This is a genomic window from Winogradskya humida, assembly GCF_016862215.1.
Classification (GTDB): Bacteria; Actinomycetota; Actinomycetes; order Mycobacteriales; family Micromonosporaceae; genus Actinoplanes; species Actinoplanes humidus.
Window position 1 is genome coordinate 78700 of the sequence record NZ_BOMN01000030.1, and the last position, 22664, is coordinate 101363.

Annotated in this window: 24 protein-coding genes; 11 read left to right on the forward strand and 13 right to left on the reverse strand. The window is 69.8% G+C overall.

The window, feature by feature from the left end; genetic code table 11:
- Positions 1–23 precede the first annotated feature (23 nt).
- The 6 genes from Ahu01nite_RS13130 to Ahu01nite_RS13155 are packed head-to-tail and all read right to left on the reverse strand — an operon-like array spanning position 24 to position 5649.
- Positions 24–1568: a fused response regulator/phosphatase gene (locus Ahu01nite_RS13130; RefSeq protein WP_203836765.1), complete on the reverse strand. Its 1545-nt coding sequence runs from the start codon at positions 1566–1568 to the stop codon at positions 24–26.
- Positions 1565–2935, reverse strand: coding sequence for a sensor histidine kinase (locus tag Ahu01nite_RS13135; RefSeq protein ID WP_438874772.1), 1371 nt, complete (start codon positions 2933–2935; stop codon positions 1565–1567). The genes Ahu01nite_RS13130 and Ahu01nite_RS13135 overlap by 4 nt, the downstream gene beginning before the upstream one ends.
- An 11-nt stretch (positions 2936–2946) precedes the next feature.
- Positions 2947–3978, reverse strand: a complete 1032-nt coding sequence (locus tag Ahu01nite_RS13140) for a SpoIIE family protein phosphatase (RefSeq protein WP_203836767.1) — start codon at positions 3976–3978, stop codon at positions 2947–2949.
- Positions 3975–4394: an ATP-binding protein gene (locus tag Ahu01nite_RS13145; protein WP_203836768.1), complete on the reverse strand. Its 420-nt coding sequence runs from the start codon at positions 4392–4394 to the stop codon at positions 3975–3977. The genes Ahu01nite_RS13140 and Ahu01nite_RS13145 overlap by 4 nt, the downstream gene beginning before the upstream one ends.
- A complete protein-coding gene (locus tag Ahu01nite_RS13150; RefSeq protein WP_203836769.1) occupies positions 4391–4801 on the reverse strand; it encodes an STAS domain-containing protein in 411 nt (136 codons plus the stop codon). Before Ahu01nite_RS13150 ends, Ahu01nite_RS13145 begins: the two co-directional genes overlap by 4 nt.
- Positions 4801–5649: an STAS domain-containing protein gene (locus tag Ahu01nite_RS13155; RefSeq protein WP_203836770.1), complete on the reverse strand. Its 849-nt coding sequence runs from the start codon at positions 5647–5649 to the stop codon at positions 4801–4803. Before Ahu01nite_RS13155 ends, Ahu01nite_RS13150 begins: the two co-directional genes overlap by 1 nt.
- Positions 5650–5836: 187 nt before the next feature.
- Here Ahu01nite_RS13155 and Ahu01nite_RS13160 point away from each other — a divergent pair, with 187 nt between their 5' ends.
- The 3 genes from Ahu01nite_RS13160 to Ahu01nite_RS13170 all read left to right on the forward strand — a co-directional run bounded on the left by Ahu01nite_RS13160 (position 5837) and on the right by Ahu01nite_RS13170 (position 7054).
- Positions 5837–6190 carry an STAS domain-containing protein gene (locus Ahu01nite_RS13160; protein ID WP_015618359.1) on the forward strand — a complete coding sequence of 118 codons (354 nt, stop codon included), beginning with the start codon at positions 5837–5839 and terminating at the stop codon, positions 6188–6190.
- A 113-nt stretch (positions 6191–6303) separates the two neighbouring features.
- Positions 6304–6744, forward strand: coding sequence for a large conductance mechanosensitive channel protein MscL (mscL, locus tag Ahu01nite_RS13165; protein WP_203836788.1), 441 nt, complete (start codon positions 6304–6306; stop codon positions 6742–6744).
- 79 nt (positions 6745–6823) lie between these two features.
- Positions 6824–7054 (forward strand): hypothetical protein, encoded by a 231-nt coding sequence (locus Ahu01nite_RS13170; RefSeq protein ID WP_203836771.1) that lies wholly within the window; start codon positions 6824–6826, stop codon positions 7052–7054.
- Here Ahu01nite_RS13170 and Ahu01nite_RS13175 read toward each other — a convergent pair.
- Positions 7051–8007, reverse strand: coding sequence for a zf-HC2 domain-containing protein (locus tag Ahu01nite_RS13175; protein ID WP_203836772.1), 957 nt, complete (start codon positions 8005–8007; stop codon positions 7051–7053). The genes Ahu01nite_RS13170 and Ahu01nite_RS13175 overlap by 4 nt on opposite strands.
- Before the next feature lie 55 nt (positions 8008–8062).
- A complete protein-coding gene (locus Ahu01nite_RS13180; RefSeq protein WP_203836773.1) occupies positions 8063–8692 on the reverse strand; it encodes a CGNR zinc finger domain-containing protein in 630 nt (209 codons plus the stop codon).
- Positions 8693–8814: 122 nt separating this feature from the next.
- Here Ahu01nite_RS13180 and Ahu01nite_RS13185 point away from each other — a divergent pair, with 122 nt between their 5' ends.
- Together Ahu01nite_RS13185 and Ahu01nite_RS13190 are read left to right on the forward strand one after the other, a co-directional pair.
- Positions 8815–9612, forward strand: a complete 798-nt coding sequence (locus Ahu01nite_RS13185; protein ID WP_239158817.1) for a L,D-transpeptidase family protein — start codon at positions 8815–8817, stop codon at positions 9610–9612.
- A gap of 34 nt (positions 9613–9646) precedes the next feature.
- Complete coding sequence (locus Ahu01nite_RS13190) at positions 9647–10186, forward strand: TIGR03086 family metal-binding protein (protein ID WP_203836774.1); 540 nt, start codon at positions 9647–9649, stop codon at positions 10184–10186.
- A 37-nt stretch (positions 10187–10223) separates the two neighbouring features.
- On the opposite strand, the gene Ahu01nite_RS13195 is transcribed toward Ahu01nite_RS13190, so the two are convergent.
- Entirely contained in the window at positions 10224–10889 is a 666-nt protein-coding gene (locus Ahu01nite_RS13195; protein WP_203836775.1) for a hypothetical protein, read from the reverse strand.
- A 55-nt stretch (positions 10890–10944) separates the two neighbouring features.
- On the opposite strand from Ahu01nite_RS13195, the gene Ahu01nite_RS13200 reads away from it, so the two are divergent.
- The 3 genes from Ahu01nite_RS13200 to Ahu01nite_RS13210 are packed head-to-tail and all read left to right on the forward strand — an operon-like array spanning position 10945 to position 13582.
- Complete coding sequence (locus Ahu01nite_RS13200) at positions 10945–11481, forward strand: PadR family transcriptional regulator (RefSeq protein WP_203836776.1); 537 nt, start codon at positions 10945–10947, stop codon at positions 11479–11481.
- Positions 11478–12167: an ABC transporter ATP-binding protein gene (locus Ahu01nite_RS13205; RefSeq protein ID WP_203836777.1), complete on the forward strand. Its 690-nt coding sequence runs from the start codon at positions 11478–11480 to the stop codon at positions 12165–12167. The genes Ahu01nite_RS13200 and Ahu01nite_RS13205 overlap by 4 nt, the downstream gene beginning before the upstream one ends.
- Complete coding sequence (locus tag Ahu01nite_RS13210; RefSeq protein ID WP_203836778.1) at positions 12164–13582, forward strand: FtsX-like permease family protein; 1419 nt, start codon at positions 12164–12166, stop codon at positions 13580–13582. Before Ahu01nite_RS13205 ends, Ahu01nite_RS13210 begins: the two co-directional genes overlap by 4 nt.
- 35 nt (positions 13583–13617) lie before the next feature.
- On the opposite strand, the gene Ahu01nite_RS13215 is transcribed toward Ahu01nite_RS13210, so the two are convergent.
- Complete coding sequence (locus tag Ahu01nite_RS13215; protein WP_203836779.1) at positions 13618–15705, reverse strand: S9 family peptidase; 2088 nt, start codon at positions 15703–15705, stop codon at positions 13618–13620.
- Between the two features lie 194 nt (positions 15706–15899).
- Here Ahu01nite_RS13215 and Ahu01nite_RS13220 point away from each other — a divergent pair, with 194 nt between their 5' ends.
- Both Ahu01nite_RS13220 and Ahu01nite_RS13225 read left to right on the forward strand, forming a co-directional pair.
- Positions 15900–17075, forward strand: a complete 1176-nt coding sequence (locus Ahu01nite_RS13220) for an FAD-binding oxidoreductase (protein WP_203836780.1) — start codon at positions 15900–15902, stop codon at positions 17073–17075.
- The gene (locus Ahu01nite_RS13225; protein ID WP_203836781.1) at positions 17075–17968 is read left to right on the forward strand and encodes a phosphotransferase family protein; all 894 of its coding nucleotides are present in this window, start codon (positions 17075–17077) and stop codon (positions 17966–17968) included. Before Ahu01nite_RS13220 ends, Ahu01nite_RS13225 begins: the two co-directional genes overlap by 1 nt.
- On the opposite strand, the gene Ahu01nite_RS13230 is transcribed toward Ahu01nite_RS13225, so the two are convergent.
- From Ahu01nite_RS13230 to Ahu01nite_RS13240, 3 genes are all read right to left on the reverse strand, one after another.
- Positions 17958–18608 carry a dihydrofolate reductase family protein gene (locus Ahu01nite_RS13230; RefSeq protein WP_203836782.1) on the reverse strand — a complete coding sequence of 217 codons (651 nt, stop codon included), beginning with the start codon at positions 18606–18608 and terminating at the stop codon, positions 17958–17960. The genes Ahu01nite_RS13225 and Ahu01nite_RS13230 overlap by 11 nt on opposite strands.
- Before the next feature lie 180 nt (positions 18609–18788).
- The gene (locus Ahu01nite_RS13235) at positions 18789–19349 is read right to left on the reverse strand and encodes a dihydrofolate reductase family protein (protein WP_203836783.1); all 561 of its coding nucleotides are present in this window, start codon (positions 19347–19349) and stop codon (positions 18789–18791) included.
- Position 19350: 1 nt separating this feature from the next.
- Positions 19351–21363, reverse strand: coding sequence for a SpoIIE family protein phosphatase (locus Ahu01nite_RS13240; RefSeq protein ID WP_203836784.1), 2013 nt, complete (start codon positions 21361–21363; stop codon positions 19351–19353).
- Positions 21364–21475: 112 nt separating this feature from the next.
- On the opposite strand from Ahu01nite_RS13240, the gene Ahu01nite_RS13245 reads away from it, so the two are divergent.
- Positions 21476–22664, forward strand: a 1189-nt coding sequence (locus tag Ahu01nite_RS13245) for a HAMP domain-containing protein (RefSeq protein ID WP_203836785.1), incomplete at its 3' end; no start/stop codon positions are given.

Here is a 22664-nt window from a genome sequence, read left to right on the forward strand (position 1 = left end):
ACCCGGATTGTCCAGGATAAGCGTCAGGGGCGGCGGCGGAGCGCCACGACGGCGATATCGTCGGCCTGGTCCTCGGCGACGGCGAGATGATCCAGCAATCGCCGGCAGAACGCGTCCAGGCTCGGCTCGACCTCCGCCGCACACTCCGCGAGCGCTTTCAGCCCGACGTCGATGTCCGCGTCGCGCCGTTCGATCAGGCCGTCGGTGTAGAGGACCAGCGTGCCGCCCGGCGGGAGGGTGAACTCGAGATCCGCCGGCCGGGGCGCGTTGATACCCAGCAGCGGCCCGCGCGGCGTCAGGAAACCCGCGCCGGAATCCGGCATGTGCAGCAGCGGGGGGAGATGGCCCGCGCTGGCCAGGCGTACCCGGCCGGTGTCAGGCTCCAGCGTCAGCAGGCAGACGGTCGCTGATTCGGTCGGCAGCACCGTACGCATGAAGTGGTTGACGAGCTGGAGAACCGTACCCGGCGGATGACCCTCCACCGCGTACGCCCGGACCGCATGCCGCAGCTCGGCCATGACCGTGGCAGCGTGCAGGGAGTGGCCGGCCACGTCTCCGATCGCCACCAGCAGGCGGCCGTCGAGCATCGTCAGCTCGTAGAAGTCGCCGCCCACCTCGGTCTGCGCGCCGGCGGGCTCGTAACGCACCGCGAGCTCCAGGCCCGGCACGTCGGGCAGGCGCGACTGCAGCAGGCTGCGCTGCAACGTGACGGCGATCCGGTGCTCCTCGTCGAAGGAGCGCTGCGCCTCCACGGCTGCCGCGACCGCCTGGGACAGCTGGCGCAGCACGGGGAAGCCAGGACTCTGCGAGCTGGCCGGGACGGCGATGTAGACCGGGGTGCGGTCGTTGCGCAGACGGGCGGAGGCGACCGCGACGGATTCGCCCTCGGGCCAGTCGACCATGGGCCAGGCTGAGGGCTCGTCCGTGCGTACGGTGGAACCCACCGCGGTGTCATGGTCCTCGGCCGTCCACGGCTGCACTGTCGCCGGGCCTGTCGCTGCGATCGCCGCCAGGCCGTCACCCTCGGCGTTCTCCGTGATCACCACGATCGGACCGCCGAAGATCTCGTACGCGCCGTCCGCCGCGGCCTGCAGCAGGACGGCCAGCGTCGGCGCGGAGTTGATCGCCAGCGTGGTCTCGGCCAGCTTGACCATCCGGGCGGCCAGCGACTCGGCGCGCTGCCGGGCCCGGTAGTACCGCAGCACCGCCTGGGAGGTCGCGATCAGCTCGTCCGGCTCGATCGGCTCGACGAGGTAGGCGTCCGCGCCCCGGTTCAGGCCCTGGGTGCGGTCGACCACGTCGACGGCGTGCGCGGAGACGTGGATGACCGGGAGTACGCCGTACTCCGGGTCGGTCTTGATCTGCTCGCACACCTCGAAGCCGCTCATGTCGGGCAGCTTCACGTCCAGCACGACCAGATCCACCGTGATCTCGCGGAGCATCTCCAGCGCCGAACCACCGGTTTCCGCCTCGACCACCGTGAAGCCGGCCCGCGACAGCCAGCTCACCAGCAGATAACGCTTGGTGGCGCTGTCGTCGACGACAAGGACGGTGGCCGATGGGGTCATCGGGGCCGGCCTTCGCCGGTGTTTTCCGCGGAGGGCAGCGGGTTTTCTCCGGAGGGCAGCGAGACGATGAACGTGCTGCCCTCGCCCGGCACGGACGTGACGCGCATCGCGCCGCCGAGGATCGTGACGAGGCGGCGGGCGTACGGCAGGCCCAGGCCGGTGCCCTTTCCGCTCAGCGCGTGGCTGCCGGGCACCTGATAGAACTCCTCGAAGACGCGTTCCTGTAGCTCGGGAGGGATGCCGACGCCGGTGTCCGCGACCGTGAAGCGCACATCCCCGCCCGCGCGTTCCATGCTGAGGCGCACCGAGCCCTTCGCGGTGAACTTGATCGCGTTGGTCAACAGGTTGCGCAGCACCTGGGCGAGCAGCACCTCGTCGCAGCGCATCGACGCGACCGTCGGCTCCTCGACCACGAACTCCACCTCGGGTCGCGTCGCGAGCGGGCGCATCGTGCCGCGGAGCTGACCGAAGACCGCCTTGAGGTCCACATCGGACCAGTTCGGCTCGATCCGGCCGGCCTCGGCCTTGGCGAGATCGAGCAGATCGTTGACCAGCGTCAGCAGGTCGGTTGCCGAGCCACGGATCAGCTCGACCTGGCGGTCCTGCTCCGAGGTCAGGTCGTCGGAGGCATCGTCGGCGAGCAGCCGGCCGAGACCGATGATCGCGGTGACCGGGGCGCGCAACTCGTGGCTGACGTTGGCCAGGAAGCGGCTCTTCGCCTCACTGGCCGCCCGCAGCTGCACCGATTTCTCGTCCAGCTCGGCATAGAGCGCCACCACGCCGCGATTCGTCTCCTCCAGCTCGTCGGAGAGCTGGTGGTAGAGCGCCATCACGCCGCGGTTGGTCTCCTCCAGCTCGGCGTTGAGCCGGGCCAGGTCGTCACGCTGCGCGCGCACCTCGTTGAGGGCCGCGATGAGCTGCTGGTTCTGCACCGACAGCTCATCGAACGGCGTCCCCGGCACGTGGCTGGAGAGGCGCTCTCGTATCTCGTCCATGCGGTCGTGGCTCAGAACTGGCGCGCCTGCGGGCAAGCGCCGGGACATGCGGACCACTGTGCCGGGCTCGTCATCGGTTACCTCCATCGTATCGACGAGGCGGCGCACCTGGACGAGCTGCGACGCCAGGCGCTCCGCGTCCCCCGACACCGCATGCGCCATCTCTACCAGAAGGGTTGGTACCCCGTCGGTGCTCGCGGTGAACGCCACGTCGGCATCGCGTCCGGCGGCGACCATCAGCCGGCCCACCTCGCTGAGCGCCGTGGCGAGCCTGGTCTGGTCCTGATCGACCAGGCCGACCTCCCGCGCCACCTCGCGGCCGAGCTGCCGGGCGGCGAAGACGTCCTGCTCCACCCGGATCCTCGTCCGCATCAGCGGCTCGGTCATGGCAACCGCGCCACTAGCACGCCCGCGTCGTCCCGACGGGTGCCCGCGTCACGGAGCACGGTCGCCGCGATGACCAGCGGGGAGTGGGTCAGCAACCCGGGATAGTCGGCGGGACTCCACCGGTCGACGATACCGTCAGAGTGCATGAGCAGGACGGACTCCGGCGGTAACGGGTAGTCGTACTCCCGGATCTGGCGCTTCTGATGCCCCGCGATGCCCGGCAGCGAGACCAGACCCCGGCGGGTGCCGTCGGGGTTGAGGATCGTGCCGGAGATGTTGCCCAGCCCCGCATATCGCAGCGTGGCCCGGTCGGCGTCCAGCTCGGCGACGGCGAGCGCGGCGCCGCGGGTGTGCCCCAGAGCCCGGTGCAGCGCCTCGACGACCGCGGCGGGCGGCGCGATCGGAGTCATATGGAAGGTTCGCACCGCGGCCTGCGCGGCGGCGTTCGCCAGCGGACCGTGACCGAGGCCGTCGCAGACCAGCACCTGACGCCGCCCGTCGACCTCGCGGATCGCGAAGGCGTCGCCACTGACCGTCTCGCCATTGATCGGACGGATCAGCCCGCTCGCCCAGGTCTGCTCGGCCTGCCGCCCGGTCCAGACCTGGGCGGCGAGCACCGTGCCCCTGCCGGGCACCGAGTGCAGATCGGACCAGGTCGCCTGGCGCAGGATCGCACCGAGCCCTATTCCCAGGGTGCCGGCGGTGGAGTGCCCGTCGCCGACGGAATAGGGGACGTCGGCCATGCCGGGTCCGCGGTCGATCGCGACGATCTCCACCCCGGCGCGCTCCCGGACCCGGACCGGTCGCACCAGCAGCACGCCCTCGTCGGCATGCTTGACCAGGTTGCCCGCGGTCTCGGCGGCGACGATCGAGAGATCCGCGGTGTCCCGCTCCGAGATGCCCAGCTCCGCGGCGAGCCGCTCGGCGGCCCGGCGTACGGCGGCGGCAGTGCTCGCGTCCTCGACCCGGAACCAGATGCCCTCATCGAGCAGGCCCTCGGGAACTGACGCCACTGCGCCTCCGCTCATCGGCACCACTTGGTCACGCTGATGGTCGTGCCCTTACCCACCTCGGTGTCGATCTCGAACTCGTCGACGAGCCGTCGTGCACCGGAGAGCCCGAGACCCATTCCGCCGCCCGTGGTGTAACCGTCGGTCAGCGCCAGGTCGAGATCGGGGATTCCGGGGCCCTCATCGGCGAACACTATCCGGATTCCCGGCTTGCGCCCGTTGTCGACCCGGGAAACCTCGGCGTTGCCGCCACCGCCGTAGACGAGCGTGTTACGGGCGAGCTCACTGGCGGCGGTGACGATCTTCGTCTGGTCGACCAGCGACAGCTTCACGGCCACGGCGAGGGTGCGGACGAGTTGGCGCACCCGGACCACGTCCTGGTCCGAGATGATCGCAACCCGCTCGGCGGCGGCCGCGCCGTCCCACGTCGTCATCGCGTGGAAACCGCCGGTTCCTCGTCCTCGTCCTCCAGGTCCAGCTCGTATTGCTCCCGCTCCTGGGCGAGCAGCTTCATGCCGAGCTCGACGTTGAGCGCCGTCCGGATGCCGGGCAGCGAGAGCCCGAGCTCGACCAGCGTGATCGCGACCGCGGGCCGCATGCCGACCACCACGGTGTCGGCGTCCAGCACCTTCGACACCGAGGCGATGGTCGCGAGGGTGCGCCCGACGAACGAGTCGACGATGTCCAGCGCGCTGATGTCGATGATCACGCCATGACAACCGGTCACAACGATCTTGTCAGCCAGGTCCTCCTGCAGCTGCAGGGCGACCTGGTCCTCCATGTCGATCTGGATCGACACCAGCAGGATGTCGCCGATCTTCAGAACCGGTACGCGCTCCATTAGCGCTCCTGCCGCTTGGTCCCGGTCAGCCGGAGGACGTGCCGCAGGGCGTCCGCGAGCGTCGCCTTGGTGGCGATGTCCCCGAACTCGATGCCGAGCGCCACGATCGTCTGGGCGATCTGCGGGCGGATGCCGGAGATGATGCAGTCGGCGCCCATCAGCCGGGCGGCCACCACGGTCTTGAGGATGTGCTGGGCGACCTGGGTGTCGACCGCAGGCACACCCGTGATGTCGATGATGGCGTACGGCGAGCCGGTGTCGACCAGGGTCTGCAGCAGCCGCTCCATCACCACCTGGGCGCGGGCGGAGTCCAGCGTGCCGACCAGTGGCACCGCGACCACGCCCTCCCAGAGCTTCACCACCGGGGTGGAGAGCTCGAGCAACTGCTCCGCCTGGTCGGCGATCAGCTCCTCGCGAATCCGAACATAAGTGTCAAAGGTGAACAGGGCTGCCTGGTCGACAAACGCCGAGAAGGCGATGTAGTCCCGCAAGGCACCGGCGTCCGCTTCGTCGCCCTTCTGGACGAGCTCGAGCATGGCGTCCTTGAGTGCGAAGACGCCGACCGCGGTCTCATTCGCGGTGAAACCCTGTCGCGCCCTGGTGCTGGAGAGCTCCGCGAGCTGCGCGCGCAGCTCGGCGGCCAGGTCGTCATGCAGGTTCGGGGCGCCGCCCCGGAGCGCGGTCTGAAAGCCTTTTTGCAGTTCCGAGGTCTGGCGTTGCAGCTCAGCCCGGCTCAGTCGCCCCCGGGTGGTCCTTGCGATCTCCTCGGTCCAGGACGCGATGATGGCGTCCTCGTGCCCCTTGAACAGATCGGCCAGACGACTTCCTTGTTCCGAACTCAGCGCCACCGCTGCCTCCCGTGACATTGCCGGGTAGAGCCTGCCGCGGGTCGCGGGCAGCCGCGCCGGACTTTACCATCGGGGCGTCCTTTACTTGCCTTAGGCCAACTAATACTCCATGGTCAGCTCGGCCTCCCCGTTCGGCGAAGCGGCGGCTCCGTGGAGTAACGTTCAGCTCAATAGTGGGAGGTCCTGAATGTCCCTGACGGTTCAAACGGAACAGCGCGGCGATGTCGTCGTCGTGTCGGTCGGTGGTGAGCTCGATATGGCCACCGCTCCGCAGCTGCAGGACCAGATCAGCGACCTGCTGGAGAAGGGCCGCACCCGGCTGGTCTTCGACCTCGCCGAGGTGTCGTTCTGCGACTCCACCGGTCTCTCCGTCTTCGTCCGCGCCAAGAACAGCACCGACGACGCGGGTGGTGTCGTGCGTCTGGCCGCCCCGCAACGCGGAGTGCTGCGCATCCTCGAGGTCAGCGGTCTGGTCGAGGTGCTCCACACGTACCCGACGGTTGATGAGGCCGTGACGGCCGAGGAGCCGGCGCTCGACTGAGTGTGCCCTTTTTAACTCATGGCCGATCAGCGTAGTTTGTCGCTGATCGGTCGCGGGAAACTGCTGCGGTCGAACCCCCTCGGTCCCCGTCAGCAGGAGTGCTCGTGAGTTCGATGTTCAAAGGCTTCAAAGACTTCATCATGCGCGGCAACGTTGTCGACCTCGCGGTCGGCATCGTCATCGGCGCTGCGTTCACGGCGGTGGTGACCGCATTCACCAAGGCGTTCCTCGAGCCCCTCATCAAGCTCATCAGCGGCGGGTCCGGCGTCAGCGCGGGGAAGCCGTCCATCCGCGGCGTCGAGTTCGACATCCCGGGCTTCCTCAACGCGGTGATCACCTTCCTCCTCACCGCCGCGGTGCTGTACTTCCTCGTGGTCTACCCGCTGAACCGGCTCGCCGAGCGTCGCAAGCGCGGCGAGGAGCCGCCGCCGGAGGCCCCCAGCGAAGAGGTCAAGCTGCTCACCGAGATCCGCGATGCCCTCGTGCGCCAGCAGGTCGCCCCGGGTGCGGTGAACGACATTCTCGGACGCCACCAGCAGGACCCGCCGCGCTGATCAGGGCCCTTCCTGATCAAGATCGGAAAAGCTGACCCCATCCGGCACTGTTCGAACAAATGTTCGATACAGTGCCGGGATGGAGCAGCGTAAGCACTGGTGGAACGGCAAATGGGGACGCGTCGCTCGCAAGGACGTATACCTGCGCACAAGCGGTGACCAGTGGTACGTCGAGCAGCGCGCGGGCGGCTCCGACGGTGTCTCCCACTTCTTCGAGTACGACAGCGAGGACGAGGCGCTGGACATGGTCCGCGCCCTGCTGAACGGCTCGGACGACTGGCGTGAGCTCTCCGTCCGGCCCCGGGCCTAGGCTGCTTCCCGGCGCTCGCCCTCGTCGTGCTGCGCGGTCAGCGGGCCCGACGGGATCAACCGGAGCCGTGGCTGCTGTGAAGTGCTCCCAGCCTCGTCGTCCTCCTCCACCAGATGCCATCCAAGGCCGGTGGAGACGCGATTGCCCGGCGGCTGCGCGAAGCCCTCAGCAACCCGCGACAACGCCACCACGATCAGATAACCCATGATCACGAAGCCGTGGCTGACGAGCCGCGTGGCGTCGACCCGCGCGGCCGAAAGATCGTTGACGGAGAGCAGCAGCAGCATCCCCACAAAAGCGGTCAGCATCGGCACCAGCCCGGTCGGCCGGCTCCGTCGCAGCGCGATGAAGAGATAGCCCGCCCCGACCGCGACGTTCCAGGCGGCGGACTCGTGCCAGAGGTGCCCGGGAGTCGCGTCCAGCCCGGTGTGCACATGCAGGCTCGCCGCCCCGCCACCGACCTGCGCCAGGCCGAGGATGAGCTGCACGGCCCCGACCGCGGCCAGCGCGACATAGAGCATGGCCGTCGCCCGCACCCGCCAGTCCTCCGGCAGCCTCCGGCCCAACCTCGCAGCCACCTTCTCCGCCGCGGCCTTCCCCGCGCCGGCTTTCCCCGCGCTGGCCTTTCCCGCGCCGGCCTTCCCCGCGCCGGCCAGCTGCCCGCCGGTCAGGCCGGTGGCGGCCGGGGAGTCGGTGGTGATCAGCTTCGGCTGAGGGGCCGTCGGGTGGGCGATCTCGGGGTGGGCGAGGGCGGCCATGATCGCGCCGCTCAGGTCGGGGACGTCGGTGACCAGGCCGGTGCGGGTCAGCCGGTTGACCGTGGCGGCGCGATCCAGCCACTCCCGGCAACCGGCACACCCGGCCAGGTGCTCGTCGACACCGGCCCGCTCAGCCGGATCGTCCTCGCCGTCCAGTTGAGCGGACAGCTTCTCGCGCCACTGCTCACACGCCATACCCCCATAGTCGCGCGGCGCGGCCGAAGAGTTCCCGCGGCCTATATGCCAGTGCCTATATGTCGGGGCGCTGGACCGAGGCGTTGCCGCCGGTGTTGCCCATCAGCCGGCGCCGTTCGCGGAAGGCGCGCAGGTTTGCCGTGTTGCCGCAGGTGCTGACGTCATGCCACACCCCGCTGTTGTTGCGGGACGTGTCGAAGAAGGCGGCCCGGCATTCGACGTTGTTGCACAGTTTGAGCCGGGGCCAGAGCCCGGCCTGCTGGGCCAGCAGGGCCTCCGACCACAGCGCCGAGGCCAGCCATCTCGTGCCGCGCCCGGCCGGCACGATCCGGACCCAGCCGTCGGCCTCCGGGACGAGCGTGACGGGCACGTCGGCCGGGGGCAGCGAACCCTCCTGGCCCGATTCGCGGCCGGTGCCGGCCAGGATCACGCCCTCGAAGGTGCTGCGGAGCCGGCGCAGGGAACGCATGTCGCTCGAGGAGAGCAGGAGCACCGGCGCGGGCAGTGCGGAGACCCGCGACCAGGTGGCCAGCGCGTCGCTCAGCCAGCGCTGCGCGTCGTCCGGGTTGCCGAGCAGGTCGGGGGCGTAAGACATGGTCGCCCGGGTGTTGAGGAGATCCTGCAGGAGGGCGAGGCCGGCGGGCGCCTCGCGTACGCCGTGCCTGGCGCTCGCCTTCCATGACATAGGCGAAGCCTACTTGTTTCTTTTCGCGCCCCGCAGCCCGGTCGGCCTGGTCATTACCCTTGACGGACCATTACCCGGACTGGAAAGTTTCTCGCGTGTGATGATCGAGCAGGGAGGGGATCGTGGTGCGCAGAGCTCTGACGTTCGTCGTGGCGGTGTCCGCGGCGGCAGCGCTCGCGACCGCGTGTGATTCCGACGCCTCTGACCAGGCAACTCCGACGTTATCCACAGCCCCGTCCACAGCCTCGGCGGCGCCGTCCACAGCTGCTCCTGCGCCTGCCGAGCCGACTGAGAACACGCCGGCGCCAACACCCAGCGCCACCTCGGACAAGCTCAAGCAGGGGGCGAAGGGTGACCGGGTCGTCGCGTTGCAGCAGCGGCTCAACGAGCTCGGCTACTGGAACGGTAAGGCGGACGGCAAATTCGGCGGTCAGACCCAGCAGGCGGTCTACGCGTTGCAGAAGGCCGCGAGCCTGGACCGCGACGGCGTGGTCGGCGCCGACACCCAGAAGGCCCTCGACAAGGGGGTGCGGCCCAAGGCCAAGAGCACGAGCGGGCACGTCATTGAGATCAACAAGAAGCGCCAGCTCCTGATGCTCGTGGACGACGGCGAGGTCACGCAGGTCTTCAACACGTCGACGGGCTCCGGCGCGCAGTACGAGCAGGAGGGCTCGACCCACGTCGCGTCCACCCCGGCGGGCAGGTTCTCGGTCTCACGTCAGATCGACGGCTGGCGGAACGCGCCGCTCGGACTGCTGTGGCGCCCGAAGTACTTCAACGGTGGCATCGCGGTGCACGGCGCCAACAGCGTCCCGCCGTACGCCGCGTCCCATGGCTGTGCCCGGTTGTCGATCTCGGCGATGAACTATCTCTGGACCAACGACAAGATCCCGCTCAAGACCAAGGTGTGGGTCTACTGAGCCAGAAATTTGCGCGGCCCCATAAAGTGTTGGCGTGAGCGCGGCGACCGTTGATCAGCTGGCCGAGACGGCCGAGCACGTCGGGTGGTTGATCAATGGCATCAAGCCTGATCAGTGGGGGGATCCGACCCCCTGCCCCGAGTGGGACGTGCAGGCCCTGGTCCGGCATCTGGTGCTGGGCAACGTCATGGATGCCTCCGGTCTGCTGACCCGTCCGCCGAAGCATCGCGAGCTGCTCGCCGGCTTCGACGAGACCGCCGCGACCCTGATCGCGGCGTTCCGGCAACCGGGAGTGCTGGACCGGATCCTCGAGGTGCCGTTCGGCCGGGTCGACGGGCTGATGGCGCTGCACCTGAGGCTGACCGAGCTGCTGGTCCACGGGTGGGACATCGCCCGGGCCACCGGTCAGCAGGCCGGTTTCCCGGACGAGATCGTGGTCCAGGAGCTGGGCTTCACCGCGAAGGCACTGGCCGCGATGCCGGTCCCGCGCCGCCCGTTCGCCCCGCCGATCGCCGCACAGGCCGGAGCCCCGGCCCTGGATCACCTGGTCTCGTCGCTGGGGCGAGTGGCCTAGGCAGGCTCGCCGTGATCGGCAGGACACGGCCTGGAGCTCAGAGCTCGCCGTCGCCGTAGGGCAGTCTTTCCAGCCAGCCGGGCGCGAGCCGGATGATGAGCCGGGCCGCGGCCGGGTCCTGGGGGTACTGCGGGCCGAAGTGGCGCCAGAAGTCGACGAAGACCCACGGGTCGTCCAACTCGAACTCGTCGTCCGGGAACGCCGTGCCGCGCTCGATGTCGAGGTCCTCGATGTCGTCGAGTTTGACCGGCGTCAGGTAGGGAGTCACCTGCTCGACGGGGATACCGACCGCGTCGGCGACCGTGGCGGGCCGGGAGGCGTACTTCTTGCGCAGGCGGTCGGCGTCCTGCCGGCTCTCGGCGAAGTAGTCCGGCAGGCTCGCGAACCGGTCCAGCGTCACGCCGTTGCGCAGCAGCATGTGCCGCCAGTAGTCGCCGTCGTAGAGGCTGACCGAGCTGGCCAGGGTGCCGAGCCGGCGGGACACGAACTCGGCGGCGGCCAGCTCGGAGAACGGCGTCGGCCACAGGATCACGGTCCAGCCGCCGGTGGGGGAGTAGACCCGTACGTCGTTCTCGGTCGGCGGGGACTGCTCGTCGACGTTCTCGGCGGCCCATGAGTTCGTGTTGAAGAAGCCGAGCACTGCTTCGCGTACGGCGTCGAGGTCCTCGGTCTGGAATGCGGTTGCGGTTATGAACTCACCCATAGTCGCGACCCTATCCTCTTGACGACCTCTATTCACTCAGTGAATAGTGGCCGCCATGTCCACGTCGCATGTGCTTCTCGGGCTCCTCGCCGGCGGTCCGCGCCATGGCTACGAGCTGAAGCGGTCGCATGACGAGCGGCTGCCACAGGCCAAGCCGCTCGCCTTCGGCCAGGTCTACGCGACCCTCGGCCGCCTCGAACGCGACGGTCTCGTCGAGCAGAGCGGGCAGGACCGCGACGGCGGCCCCGACCGCACCTCGTACGTGATCACCGAGGCCGGCCGGGCCCGCCTGGGTGAGTGGCTGACCGAGGTCGAGGCGCCCGCACCATACGTGACCAGCGCACTCTTCGCGAAGGTCGTGGTCAGCCTGCTCGCCTCGGGGGAGCGGACGGCCACCGACTATCTCGTCGCCCAGCGGACGGCCCACATCACCCGGCTGCGGGAGCTGACCGCGGTCAAGACCGACAGTGCCGCCGCCGTCGGTGACGTCGTCGCGGCCGACTACGCCATCGCCCACCTGGACGCGGACCTGCGCTGGTTGCAGACCACGCTGCTGCGCCTCGCCGACCTGAACGAGGAGATGAACCCATGAACACCTTGCTACAGGGAACCGCTCTGCACCGGGCCTACGGACCCACGCCTGCCCTGCGCGGCGTCGACATCGAAGTCACCGAGGGTGAGATTGTCGCCATCACCGGTCCCAGCGGCTGCGGCAAGTCCACGCTGCTGCACTGTCTCGCGGGGATCATGCGGGTCGACTCCGGATCGGTCCGCTACCGGGATCAGGACATCGGGTTGTGGTCCGAGTCGGCGCGGTCGAAGCTGCGGCGTACGGAATTCGGCGTCCTCTTCCAATTCGGTCAGCTCGTGCCGGAGCTGACCGCGGGCGAGAACGTCGCGCTGCCGCTGCTCCTCGGCGGAGCGAAGCGGCGTGAGGCCCGCAAGACCGCGGAGGAGTGGCTCGACCGGTTCGGCGTCGCTGAGCTCGCCGACAAGTTGCCCGGCGCGATGTCCGGGGGCCAGCAGCAGCGCTGTGCGGTGGCGCGGGCCATGGTCACCGAGCCACGGGCGCTCTTCGCCGACGAGCCGACCGGCGCGCTCGACGTTCTCACCGGAGAGCAGGTGCTGGGCGAGATCGTCCGCGTCGCGCGGGAGAGGGGCATGGCGGTCGTGCTGGTCACGCATGAGGCGCAGATCGCCGCGTACGCCGACCGCGAGATCTCCCTGCGCGACGGTGCCCTCGACCCCACCGGTCTCGGCCTGCGGACCCACGCATGAGGCCCGCGACCCTGTTCCGGCTCGCGGTGGCGGGAAACCGGACCGACCATCTGCGTACGGCGTTGACGGCCGCGAGTTCCGCACTGGCCCTCGCCGTGTTGCTCGCCGCCGCCACCGTGATCGCGATCAAGAACGGCGAATCGGGGGAGAACGCCCATTACGCCAGCTCGCTGCTCGCCGAGCCGGGGCTGCGACCCGGTGTGATCGCCGCATTGGTGCTGCTGGCGGTGCCGATCCTGGCGCTGGCCGGGCAGTCCATCCGGCTCGGCGCCCCGGCCCGTGACCGTCGCCTCGCCGCGATCCGGCTGGCCGGCGCGACCCCCGGGCAGGCGGTGCTGATCGCCGGCGCCGAAACCGTGGCGGCCGGGGTGATCGGGTCGTTCATGGGCCTCGGCGTCTTCCTGCTGCTCCGCATGGTGCTCGAACGCCGCAACGCCGGTGGCGAGTTGCTGCTCCCGACGGACGTGCTGCCGTCGGTGCTGTGGATCGTGATTCTGATGGCCTTCGTCCCGGTCATGGCGGGGCTGGTGGGCGCGTTGCTGCTGCGGCAGGTCGTGATCAGTCCGCTCGGGGTGGTCCGGCGTACCCGTAAGCGCGGTCCCTGGCCGTGGCCGGGATTCTTGATCGTCGTCGGTCTGGTGATCTTCCAGCTGCCGGCACAGATCAAAGGGATCGACGTCGGCACGAATCGGTGGGCGGTGCTCCTCGGCGGCGGCGTCGCGCTGACCACGATCGGGGTGGTCCTGGGCACGGGGTGGATCGCGCACACGACGGGCCGGCTGCTGCTGCGGTTCGGGCCCCGTCCGGCGATGCTGCTGGCCGGGCGGCGGCTCATGGCCGATCCGTGGAGTGGCAGTCGTACGCTCGCGGCCCTGCTCGCCAGCGTCGTCATCGGGGCCATCGCACTCGGCTTCCGGATCAGCCTGGTCACCCAGTTCGAGGCGTGGAACCGCTACAACGCGCAGAACCATGAGGAGCAGCTGGGCGCCGGAGCGCCAGAGGGCTTCTACACCGGCGCGGTCGACCTGATCATGGTCGCCGTGGGGATCGGGGTCACCGTCGCGGCGGCCGGGGTGCTCATCTCGCTGGCCGAGGGGATCGTGGCGCGGCGCCGGACATATGCGGCGCTCACCGCGGCGGGAGTGCCGGGCAGAACCCTCTCCGAATCGGTGCTGTGGCAGACGATGCTGCCGCTGGCGCCGGCGTTGCTGCTCGCGGTGACGTCCGGGATCGGGCTCATCCGGCTCACCGGCACCGAGGTCGTAGCCCCCACCGTCCAGCTCACGGTGCCCGTACCCGTGGGATCTCTTGCTCTGCTCGGAGGTGGCGCCTTCCTCATCATGCTGATCGCCACCGGGGTCGGCCTGGTGGTCCTGCGATCCAGCACCGACCTCGAGGAACTGCGCGCGGCATGAGGCGAAAGGGGGGCCCGAGCCCCCCTTTCAGCACGTCAGGCGAGGTTGACCGTGTCGAGGGTCCAGGCGATCACGAACGCCTCTTCCTTCCACGAGTCGTAGCGCCCGCTCGGGCCGCCGTGCCCGGCGCCCATCTCGGTCTTCAGCAGGTATGAGCCCTCCGGCGCGGTGGCACGCAGGCGCGCGATCCACTTGGCCGGCTCGTGGTAGAGCACGCGGGTGTCGTTCAGGCTGGTCACGGCGAGAATTGCCGGGTACTTCTGCTTCACGACGTTCTCATACGGGCTGTACGACTTCATGTACGCGTACACGTCGGCGCTCTCCAGCGGGTTGCCCCACTCCTCCCACTCGGTGACCGTCAGCGGCAGCGACGGGTCGAGGATCGAGGTGAGCGGGTCGACGAACGGCACCTGGGCCACGATGCCCGCGAAGGCGTCCGGGGCCAGGTTGGCGATCGCGCCCATGAGCAGGCCACCCGCCGAGCCGCCGCGCGCCACGATCTTGTCGGCGCTGGTCCACGACGAGCGGGCCAGGGTGCGCGCACATGCGATGAAGTCGGTGAACGTGTTGCGCTTGGTCAGCATCTTGCCGTCCTCGTACCACCGGCGGCCCATCTCGCCGCCGCCGCGGACGTGCGCGATCGCGTAGACCATGCCGCGGTCGAGCAGGGAGAGCCGGGCGATGGAGAAATACGGGTCCATGCTGATCTCGTACGAGCCGTAGCCGTAGAGCAGCAGCGGAGCCGTGCCGTTGCGCGGGACGTCCTTGCGCGCGACGACCGAGATCGGCACCCGGGTGCCGTCGTCGGCGATCGCCCACTCGCGATACTGCTCGTACTGCTCCGGGTCGTAACCGCCGAGGACCGGCTTGCGCTTGCGCAGCTCCATCGCGCGGGTGATCAGGTCCACGTCGTACACCGAGTCGGGGGTGACCATCGACGTGTAGCTGATCCGCACGAGGTTGGTGTCGTACTCGGGGTTGCCGGCGAGCCCGACGCTGTAGAGCGGCTCGGGGAACTCCATGTCGTAGCTGTCGGTGCTGCCGTCGGCCAGCACGCGCAGGCCGGTGAGGCCGTCGCGGCGCAGGGAGACGACGATGTGCCGCTGGAACGCGTCGACCGACTCCAGGCGGGTGCCCGGGGTGTGCGGGATCAGCTCGACCCAGTCGCCGGGGTTGTCCACCGACGTGTACGCGAGGGCGAAGTCCTCGGCGTCCTCGTTGTGCAGCACCAGGAAGCGGTGGCCGTGGTGGTCGATCGAATACTCGACACCCTGCACCCGCGGGCGGATCAGGGCCGGCTCGGCGGTCGGGTTGTCGGCCGCGAGCACCCGGACCTCGGAGGTCACCTTGCTGTTGGCGTCGATGACGATGAACTTCTCGCTGCGGGTGAGCTCGACACCCACCCAGAAGCGCTCGTCGGCCTCCTCGAAGACGATGACGTCGTCGGCCGCCTGCTGCCCGACGACGTGCCGCCACACCCGGTAGGGCCGCCACGCGTCGTCCACGGTGATGTAGAACAGCGTCGAGCCGTCCGACGACCAGGCGCTCCCGTAGAACGTGTCGGGCACCTCGTCGGCCAGCGTCTCGCCGGTGACGAGATCCTTGACCTTGAGGATGAACCGCTCGTCGCCGTCGAAGTCCACCGAGTAGGCGAGCCGGTTGCCGTCCGGGGTCACGTCGAAGGTGCCGAGCGCGAAGAAATTCTTGCCCTCGGCCAGCTCGTTGCCGTCCAGCAGCACCTCTTCGCCGGCGAGCGGGGCGCCGTCACCGGTCGCGGGCGGGCTCACGTCGTCGGGTGCGGCAGCGACCCGGCACTGGATGCCGTATTGCTTGCCCTCGACCGTGCGCGTGTAATACCAGAAGGAGCCCTTGCGCTGGGGCACGGAGAGGTCGGTCTCCTGGGTGCGAGCCTTGATCTCCTCGAAGATCGTCGTCTGCAGCCCGTCCAGGTGGGCGGTGGCCTTACCGGTCCAGTCGTTCTCCGCCTCGAGATAGGCGATGGTCTCCGGGTTCTCCTTCTCGGCCAGCCAGGAGAACTCGTCGGTGACGGTGTCGCCGTGGAAGGTGCGCTCGGCGGGCACCTGGCGCACCGTGGGCGGTGTCGTGGGCATCTCAGTCGTCACGCCTGCCACGTTACCGGGCGCCCGGGGGTCGCGCGGGGGCGTACGCCGGTCGGGTCTCCCCGCTTTATTCGAACATGTGTACGATGTGCAGAGTGGACGATCTCCGCTGGGATCCACAGCGGGTGATCTTCGTTGCTGATCGGCGAATATGGTCTTCGTAGCGGTCTTCGGCGTGGGTGAGGGGCGGGGGCGGAATGGACTCGACGAGGCCGGGTCTTCCAGCGCGCGAGCCGGTGCTCAGGGCGCTGGTGGACATCTGCGGCCCGGCTTTCGCCCGTGCGGCCGGCGCCGCCGATGCTGTGGCGGGACGCCGGGCAACCTTTGTCGCGGCACCGGCTACCACCAACACCGTCGTGGACACCGTGGGGCTCGCCGCCGAGCGTGGTCTCGCCGTGGTCCCGCGGGGCTCCGGCTCCAAGATGGACTGGGGTAAACGTCCGCTGGGCGTCGACCTGCTCCTCGACACGGGCCGGCTCGACGGCATCTGGCATCACGACCGCGAGGCGGCCACCGCCGAGATCGGGGTCGGCACCCCGATCCGAGCCGTGCAGGCGGCCCTGGCCCTGAGCGGGCAGCGATTGGCGGTCGACCCGCCCTCGGCGACGGCCACGCTCGGCGGCATGCTCGCGTGGAACGAGTCGGGCCCGCTGCGTCACCGCTTCGGCACGCCCGCGGCCCAGATCGAGCGGATCAGTTATGTGACGAGCGCCGGTGACCGCGCGGAGTCCGACGGCGAGCAGGGCCGTCCGGGCATCGGCGAGATCGACGGCGTCCTGCTGTCGGCGCTGGTCCGCCTCGAGCCGCTGCCGGCGGCCCGCCGCTGGGTGACGGTGCCGGTGAGCGCGGCCCGCGAGGTGCCCGGCCGGGTCGCCGAGATCCGGGCTCTGGACGTGCAACCCAGCGCGATCGAGGTCGACCTCCCGACCCCGGCCGGCCGCCGTCCCCCGGGCATCCTGGCGGTGCTCCTCGAAGGAGACCCGGCCGACGTCGTGCAGCGGGCGAAACGTCTCGCGACGGGCTTCGGCGTCAACGCGGCAGTCGCGCCGACGGCACCGCCCTGGTGGGGGCGTTACCCGTTCGCGCGCGGGGCCGTTGCGCTGCGGGTGACCGTCCCGATCGCCGAGCTGCAGGCCGCGGTCTACGCCCTGGGTGACGCGACCGGCATCCCGGTGCCGATCCGTGGCTCCGCGGGCCGCGGCGGCGCCATGCACGCGGTGCTGCCGGGGACCCTGACGGCCCAGCGGGTGGAGGGGATTCTCGACGCGGTGCGCGGGGTGCTGCTGGCCCGCGACGGTCGCTGCGTGGCGATCGCGGCCCCACCGGAGATCAGCGCCCACATCGACATGGCCCAGACCCGGGACCTGTTCTGATGCTGGATGACGAGCTTCACGACATCGCGGCAGCGCTCGGCAGCACGGTGGTGTCGACATCGGTGCTGGCGGGCGGCTTCTCGCACGAGACCCGCCTGCTCACGCTCGCCGACGGCCAGGTCGTCGCCCGGTTCGGCGGGGGAGACCCGGCGATCGAGGCGGCGGTCATGGCGGCCGCGCGTCCGCATGTGCCGGTCCCGGAGGTCCTGCTGGTGACACCCGGCTTGATGGTCCTCGAGTTTGTGGACGGCCTCGTGCTGAGCCAGGTGCACGATCTTGATCGGCGGCAGGCGACCGCGCTGGGAGCCGAGGTTGGGCGGGTCGTCGCGGGCGTCTCCGTCGTGGAGTTCGACCGGCGTGGGTTCTTCAAGGACGGGGACCTCACCGTCAAGGAGGAGCAGCCCTGGTCGCAGCAGCTGGTTGCGGTCGCCGAGGGCTGTATGGCCGCGGTTCCCGAGGGCCGGCTCGACGGGGAGGCGCGGCGGGCCTGGGTGAAGCTGTGCGCGACGCACGCGCCGGCGCTGGAAGGCATCGACGGCCACACGCGGCTGGTGCACGCCGACATCAACCCGAAGAACATCCTGGTCTCCCGGGCGGGCGGCGGCTGGCGGGTGAATGCGCTGCTCGACTGGGAGTTCAGCTATTCGGGAAGCCCGTATGCCGATGCCGCGAACATGGCCCGGTTCGGTGCCGAGCATCCCGACGGTTTCCTGGACGGCTTCCGCGCGGGCTTCGCCGAGCATCAGCCCGCAGACCTGCCCCTGGTCGACGACTGGGCCCATGTCGGTGACGTGCTGGACATGTTCGCGCTCAGTGACCTGGTGACCCGTCCGGTGGGGCACGCCATCGCCGATCAGGCGGCCGGGAAGATCCGGCGGCTGCTCAGGAGCTGACCCGGATGTCCTGGCCGTGGGCGGTCAGCAGGGTCGGGTGGGTGCGGCTCAGCGTCTCGGCAGCCAGGTGCCGGCCGAGGTTCGCCAGGTTGCCCACCGCATAGGTGAGGTAGGCGAACTGGCCCATCTGGGCCACGTGGGTCAGCGCCAGTTGGCGGGCGTGCAGGCGGCGAGGAAGCATCGGGGTGCCCGCGCCGAGGATCGCCGGGGCCACGGCGAGAATGAGCTCGTCGAGCAGGCCCGCGTCGGCGAATTCGGCTACCAGGTCACCGCCGCCGGCCAGCCACACGTTGCGGCCCTGGGCGGCGACCGTCATCGCCTGATGGACCCGGCGGATGTCACCGCTGACCATGAAGATGTTGGCGTCGGGCACCAGGGGCAGCTCACGGTGGGTGAAGACCCAGCAGGGGACCTCGCCGTACATCTCGTGCCAGTTCTCGGGCTCCTCGAGCACGTTGTCGTTCTTGAGCACCCACTCGTAGGTGGTGGCACCCATCGCGAACGCGCCGACGTTGGAGAAGAACGCACCGAACGGGTTGTCCGTGCCCTCATCGACCTCGAACAGCCATTCAAGCGAATTGTCCAGATCCGCCGTGAAGCCGTCGATGCTGGCCGCCGTGTAGTACTGAGTCGTCGCCACGACCAACACGATGCCACGACTGAGCCGACAAAAAGGTCGAATCAGGCTAGGCCCCAGTTGATGGAGCACGCCGAGTCCGTGGGCGAGGTCGGGCCTTCGTTTGCGGTGGGTGGCGATGGCGGCAGGAACCAGCACCGGAGCGCAGCGTGAAGTTGCGCCGAAAACGGCAATACCGCGGAATCAGGACGTCAGTGCGTAGGTCAGGTAGGCGAACTGGCCCAGGTGCTCGACCTTTGTCAGCGAGACCTGCGCCGAGAGCAGCCGCCGTGGGAAGAGTGGGGCTCCCGCTCCCAGCGTCACCGGCGCGACTCCGAGAATGAGCTCGTCGAGCAGGCCGGCGTCGGCGAAGTCGCCGGCCAGCTCCCCGCCGCCGACCACCCACAGGTTCCTGTCGCCGGCCGCTGCGGTCATCGCCGCGTGCACCGGTCGCACGTCGCCCTGGACGAAGGTCAGGTTGGCGCCCGGGATGGCCGGCAGCTCGCGGTGGGTGAAGACCCAGGCTGGGGTGTCGCCGTAGTAGTTCTTCCATTTCAGGGGTTCGCCGATCATCCCCTCGTGCTCGAGGACCCACTCGTAGGTCGTCGCACCCATCGCGAATGCCCCGACGTCGGCGAAGAAGCGGCCGAACGGGTTGGCGTTCGCGCGGTCGTCGGGGATCTGCAGGAGCCAGTCGAGCGAGTTGTCCTGATCGGCGATGAAACCGTCGATACTCGTCGCGGTGTAGTACTGGGTCCTGGCCACGTCAGGCGTCGTTTCGTAGGACGAGGATCGCGATGTCGTCGCGTGGTTCTTCCACCGAGAAGTTGATCGTCGTGGAGCGCAGCCGGGCCGCCATCACGTCCGCGGGATATCCCGCCAGCGGTGCTGCGGCCTCGCGCAGCCGGGCGGTGCCGAACAGCTCGCGGCCGCGGCGGCGCTCGGTGACGCCGTCGGTGTAGAAGATGAGCGAGTCGCCGGGGGACAGCGTCACCAGCGCGTCCGGGGACGAGATGCTTTCGAGCAGGCCCAGCGCCGTGCCGCCCTCCCCGACGAAGGACGTCTTGCCGTCCGCGCGGACCAGCACGGCGCGGTCGTGGCCGGCCAGGTGGAGGCGTACGTCGAGGTTCTTGTCGTTGCGGGTCACCGAGGCCATCGCCAGCGTGCAGTAGCGACCGCCGCCTCGCTGGACCAGGGTGCGGTTGACCCGGCAGAGGATCTCGGTCATCGGCTTGGCGTCGTCGACCAGGATGCGGATCACGTCGCGGACCAGGCCGGTGACCGTCGCCGCCTGGACGCCCTTGCCGGACACATCGCCGACCACCACGATCCAGCCGTCGCCCGAGGGGACCACGTCGTAGAAGTCGCCGCCGACCTCCGAGCCGGTCGGGACGTACTCGGCGGCGAAGCCGACACCCTCGACGTGCGGCAGGGCCGGGGGGAGCAGCGAGGCCTGCAACGTACGCGCGACCTTGTGCCGTTCGTCGTGGATGCGCGCGTTGTCGATTGCGAGCGCCGCCCGCCGGGCCACGTCCTCCAGCACGGCGACCTCGTCGGCGTCGTGCCGGTGTCGCAGGTGCCGCCCGACCGCGAGGGTGCCGAGGCGCTGGCCACGGGCGACCAGCGGCACCGCGAAGCCTTCGGAGGGGGATCCGAACATGACCTGCTGGCCGAGCCGGGACGCCTCCTCGAGCCGCGACAGGATCGAGTCGGGCCCGGTCTCCGACAGCGTGCCGTAGAGCTCGTTCACCGCGGCCTCGTCCGCGTGGGTGGCGGCGGCGAGCTGGAGCCGGCCCCAGGCGTCGGTGGTGTGCACGGCGCACCACTGGCCGAGGCGGGGGACGACGAGCTGGGGGATGAGCGCCATCGTGAGGTTGACGTCGAGGCTCTGGGCGAGCAGCTCGCTCGCCTCGGCCAGGAACGTCAGCCACGTCTGCCGGCGCAGGTCGGTGCGGCGCAGGCGGTCGTTCTCGAGGTGCAGCGAGAGTCGCTCGGCGACGATCGTGGCGAGCGGCTGGGCGTAGCCGTCGGGGGAGGCGTCGAGCTCCAGCTCGCCCGTATAGGGGCGATGCACGGAGAGCGGCACCTTGATGGTGGCGGCGTCGTCCCGGGGAGCGCGGCCGTGCCGGGCGAGCAGTTGGCGGCCGGCGCCCTCGCCGCGGTCGAGACGGACCACACCACCGGTCGCGCCGGTGAGCCGGGACAGCCGGGCAAGCAGCTCGGCGGCGAACTCGGCCAGGGCGTCGTCGGTGGCGCGGCCGGGGTCGACCTCCAGCAGCGCGGTCAGCTCGCCGACGCTGGGGGTGGGGTCGCCCTCGGTGACGGGCAGCGCGGCCGGTGCCGTGGTGGTGTCGCGGTTCTCCAGCCGGAACCACACGCCCTTGCCGGTGCCCTCGTGCACGGTGCCCCAGCGGCTGGCGAAGTGGTCGACGAGCAGCAGCCCGCGGCCGCGCTCGGCGACCTCGCCGATGTCCGTTTTATCGTTTCTGGGGCCGACTGCGAGCTCCTCGACCGGGCCCGGGGCGAAGTCGGTCACCGTGACCGTCAGCCCGGCCGGGTCGGCAGCGACCTCGATGTCGAGCTCCGTGCCGGCATGCACCACGGCATTCGTGGACAACTCGGTCGTCAGGAGCAGCGCCTCGTTCACGAGGGGCTCGAGGCCGGCTTCTTCCAGGACCGAGCGTACGAGAGCGCGGGCAGCCGCGGGCGTACGCCGGTCGTTGGGCAGTCGTACCCGGCGCACCAGGGCGCCCGTCGCGTGTCCCACCTCCACCGGCACGCATGCATCTTCTCCTGCCGACGCCCGGATGCACAAAGCCACATCTCGCAAAGACCCGGCCGGGCGAGGGATGATGGATCGCCCAAGGCGTCGGACAGCGAATGAGGACAGCATGACTGCGGCCAAAGAGGTCACCGTCGGTCTGACCGACGAGACCGCCCTGCTCGATGAGGTCGCCGATGCTCTGCGGCGGGTCCGTCGGGGCGATCTCAAGGTACGGCTGGCCCGGCGCAACGGATCGTTCGGCGATCTCGTGGACGCGTTCAACGAGGTCGTGTCGCTGCAGGAGCAGCAGAACCTCGACGTGCGCCGGATCAGCCGCACGGTCGGACGGGAGGGCCGGCTCACCGAGCGGCTCGATGACGAGGGGCTCGACGGGGCCTGGGCCGACAGCGTGCGCTCGGTCAACTCACTGATCGACGATCTGGCCCGCCCGACCACGGAGATCTCCCGGGTCATCGTGGCGGTGGCCGACGGCGATCTCTCCCAGCACATGGCCCTCGAGATGGACGGACGACCTCTTCGGGGTGAATTCCTCCGGATCGGCCGCACGGTGAACACGATGGTCGATCAGCTGTCGTCGTTCGCCGACGAGGTGACCCGGGTGGCCCGCGAGGTGGGCACCGAGGGGGAGCTGGGCGGCCAGGCCGATGTGCGCGGTGTCGCCGGCACGTGGAAGGACCTCACCGACTCCGTCAACACGATGGCCTCGAACCTCACCCACCAGGTGCGCTCGATCTCCCAGGTCGCGACCGCCGTGGCGCGCGGTGACCTGTCGCAGAAGATCACGGTCTCCGCCCGCGGCGAGGTGGCCGAGCTGGCCGACACGATGAACGGGCTCACCGACACCCTGCGGCTATTCGCCGAGCAGGTGACCCGGGTGGCCCGCGAGGTGGGCACCGAGGGGAAGCTCGGGGGCCAGGCCGACGTACCCAATGTGGCCGGGACCTGGAAAGACCTCACCGACTCGGTGAACTCCATGGCGTCCAACCTGACCAGCCAGGTCCGCAACATCGCCCAGGTCTCCACGGCGGTGGCCAAGGGCGACCTGTCGCAGAAGATCACCGTGGCTGCCCAGGGCGAGATCCTGGAGCTCAAGGACACCGTGAACACGATGGTCGATCAGCTGTCGTCGTTCGCCGACGAGGTGACCCGGGTGGCCCGCGAGGTGGGCACCGAGGGCCGGCTGGGTGGTCAGGCCCAGGTCAGAGGCGTTTCGGGTACGTGGCGCGACCTCACGGAGAACGTCAACCAGCTCGCCGCCAACCTGACCAGCCAGGTCCGTAACATCGCCTCCGTCT

Coding starts and splice junctions, on each gene's coding strand:
- Ahu01nite_RS13175 (WP_203836772.1), bottom strand. CDS start 8,007: ATGGCGTGTGAGCAGTGGCGCGAGAAGCTGTCCGCTCAACTGGACGGC.
- Ahu01nite_RS13225 (WP_203836781.1), top strand. CDS start 17,075: ATGCTGGATGACGAGCTTCACGACATCGCGGCAGCGCTCGGCAGCACG.
- Ahu01nite_RS13180 (WP_203836773.1), bottom strand. CDS start 8,692: ATGTCATGGAAGGCGAGCGCCAGGCACGGCGTACGCGAGGCGCCCGCC.
- mscL (WP_203836788.1), top strand. CDS start 6,304: ATGTTCAAAGGCTTCAAAGACTTCATCATGCGCGGCAACGTTGTCGAC.
- Ahu01nite_RS13220 (WP_203836780.1), top strand. CDS start 15,900: ATGGACTCGACGAGGCCGGGTCTTCCAGCGCGCGAGCCGGTGCTCAGG.
- Ahu01nite_RS13145 (WP_203836768.1), bottom strand. CDS start 4,394: ATGACGACGTGGGACGGCGCGGCCGCCGCCGAGCGGGTTGCGATCATC.
- Ahu01nite_RS13150 (WP_203836769.1), bottom strand. CDS start 4,801: ATGGAGCGCGTACCGGTTCTGAAGATCGGCGACATCCTGCTGGTGTCG.
- Ahu01nite_RS13200 (WP_203836776.1), top strand. CDS start 10,945: ATGTCCACGTCGCATGTGCTTCTCGGGCTCCTCGCCGGCGGTCCGCGC.
- Ahu01nite_RS13160 (WP_015618359.1), top strand. CDS start 5,837: ATGTCCCTGACGGTTCAAACGGAACAGCGCGGCGATGTCGTCGTCGTG.
- Ahu01nite_RS13135 (WP_438874772.1), bottom strand. CDS start 2,935: ATGCGGACGAGGATCCGGGTGGAGCAGGACGTCTTCGCCGCCCGGCAG.
- Ahu01nite_RS13195 (WP_203836775.1), bottom strand. CDS start 10,889: ATGGGTGAGTTCATAACCGCAACCGCATTCCAGACCGAGGACCTCGAC.
- Ahu01nite_RS13140 (WP_203836767.1), bottom strand. CDS start 3,978: ATGAGCGGAGGCGCAGTGGCGTCAGTTCCCGAGGGCCTGCTCGATGAG.
- Ahu01nite_RS13130 (WP_203836765.1), bottom strand. CDS start 1,568: ATGACCCCATCGGCCACCGTCCTTGTCGTCGACGACAGCGCCACCAAG.
- Ahu01nite_RS13170 (WP_203836771.1), top strand. CDS start 6,824: ATGGAGCAGCGTAAGCACTGGTGGAACGGCAAATGGGGACGCGTCGCT.
- Ahu01nite_RS13205 (WP_203836777.1), top strand. CDS start 11,478: ATGAACACCTTGCTACAGGGAACCGCTCTGCACCGGGCCTACGGACCC.
- Ahu01nite_RS13210 (WP_203836778.1), top strand. CDS start 12,164: ATGAGGCCCGCGACCCTGTTCCGGCTCGCGGTGGCGGGAAACCGGACC.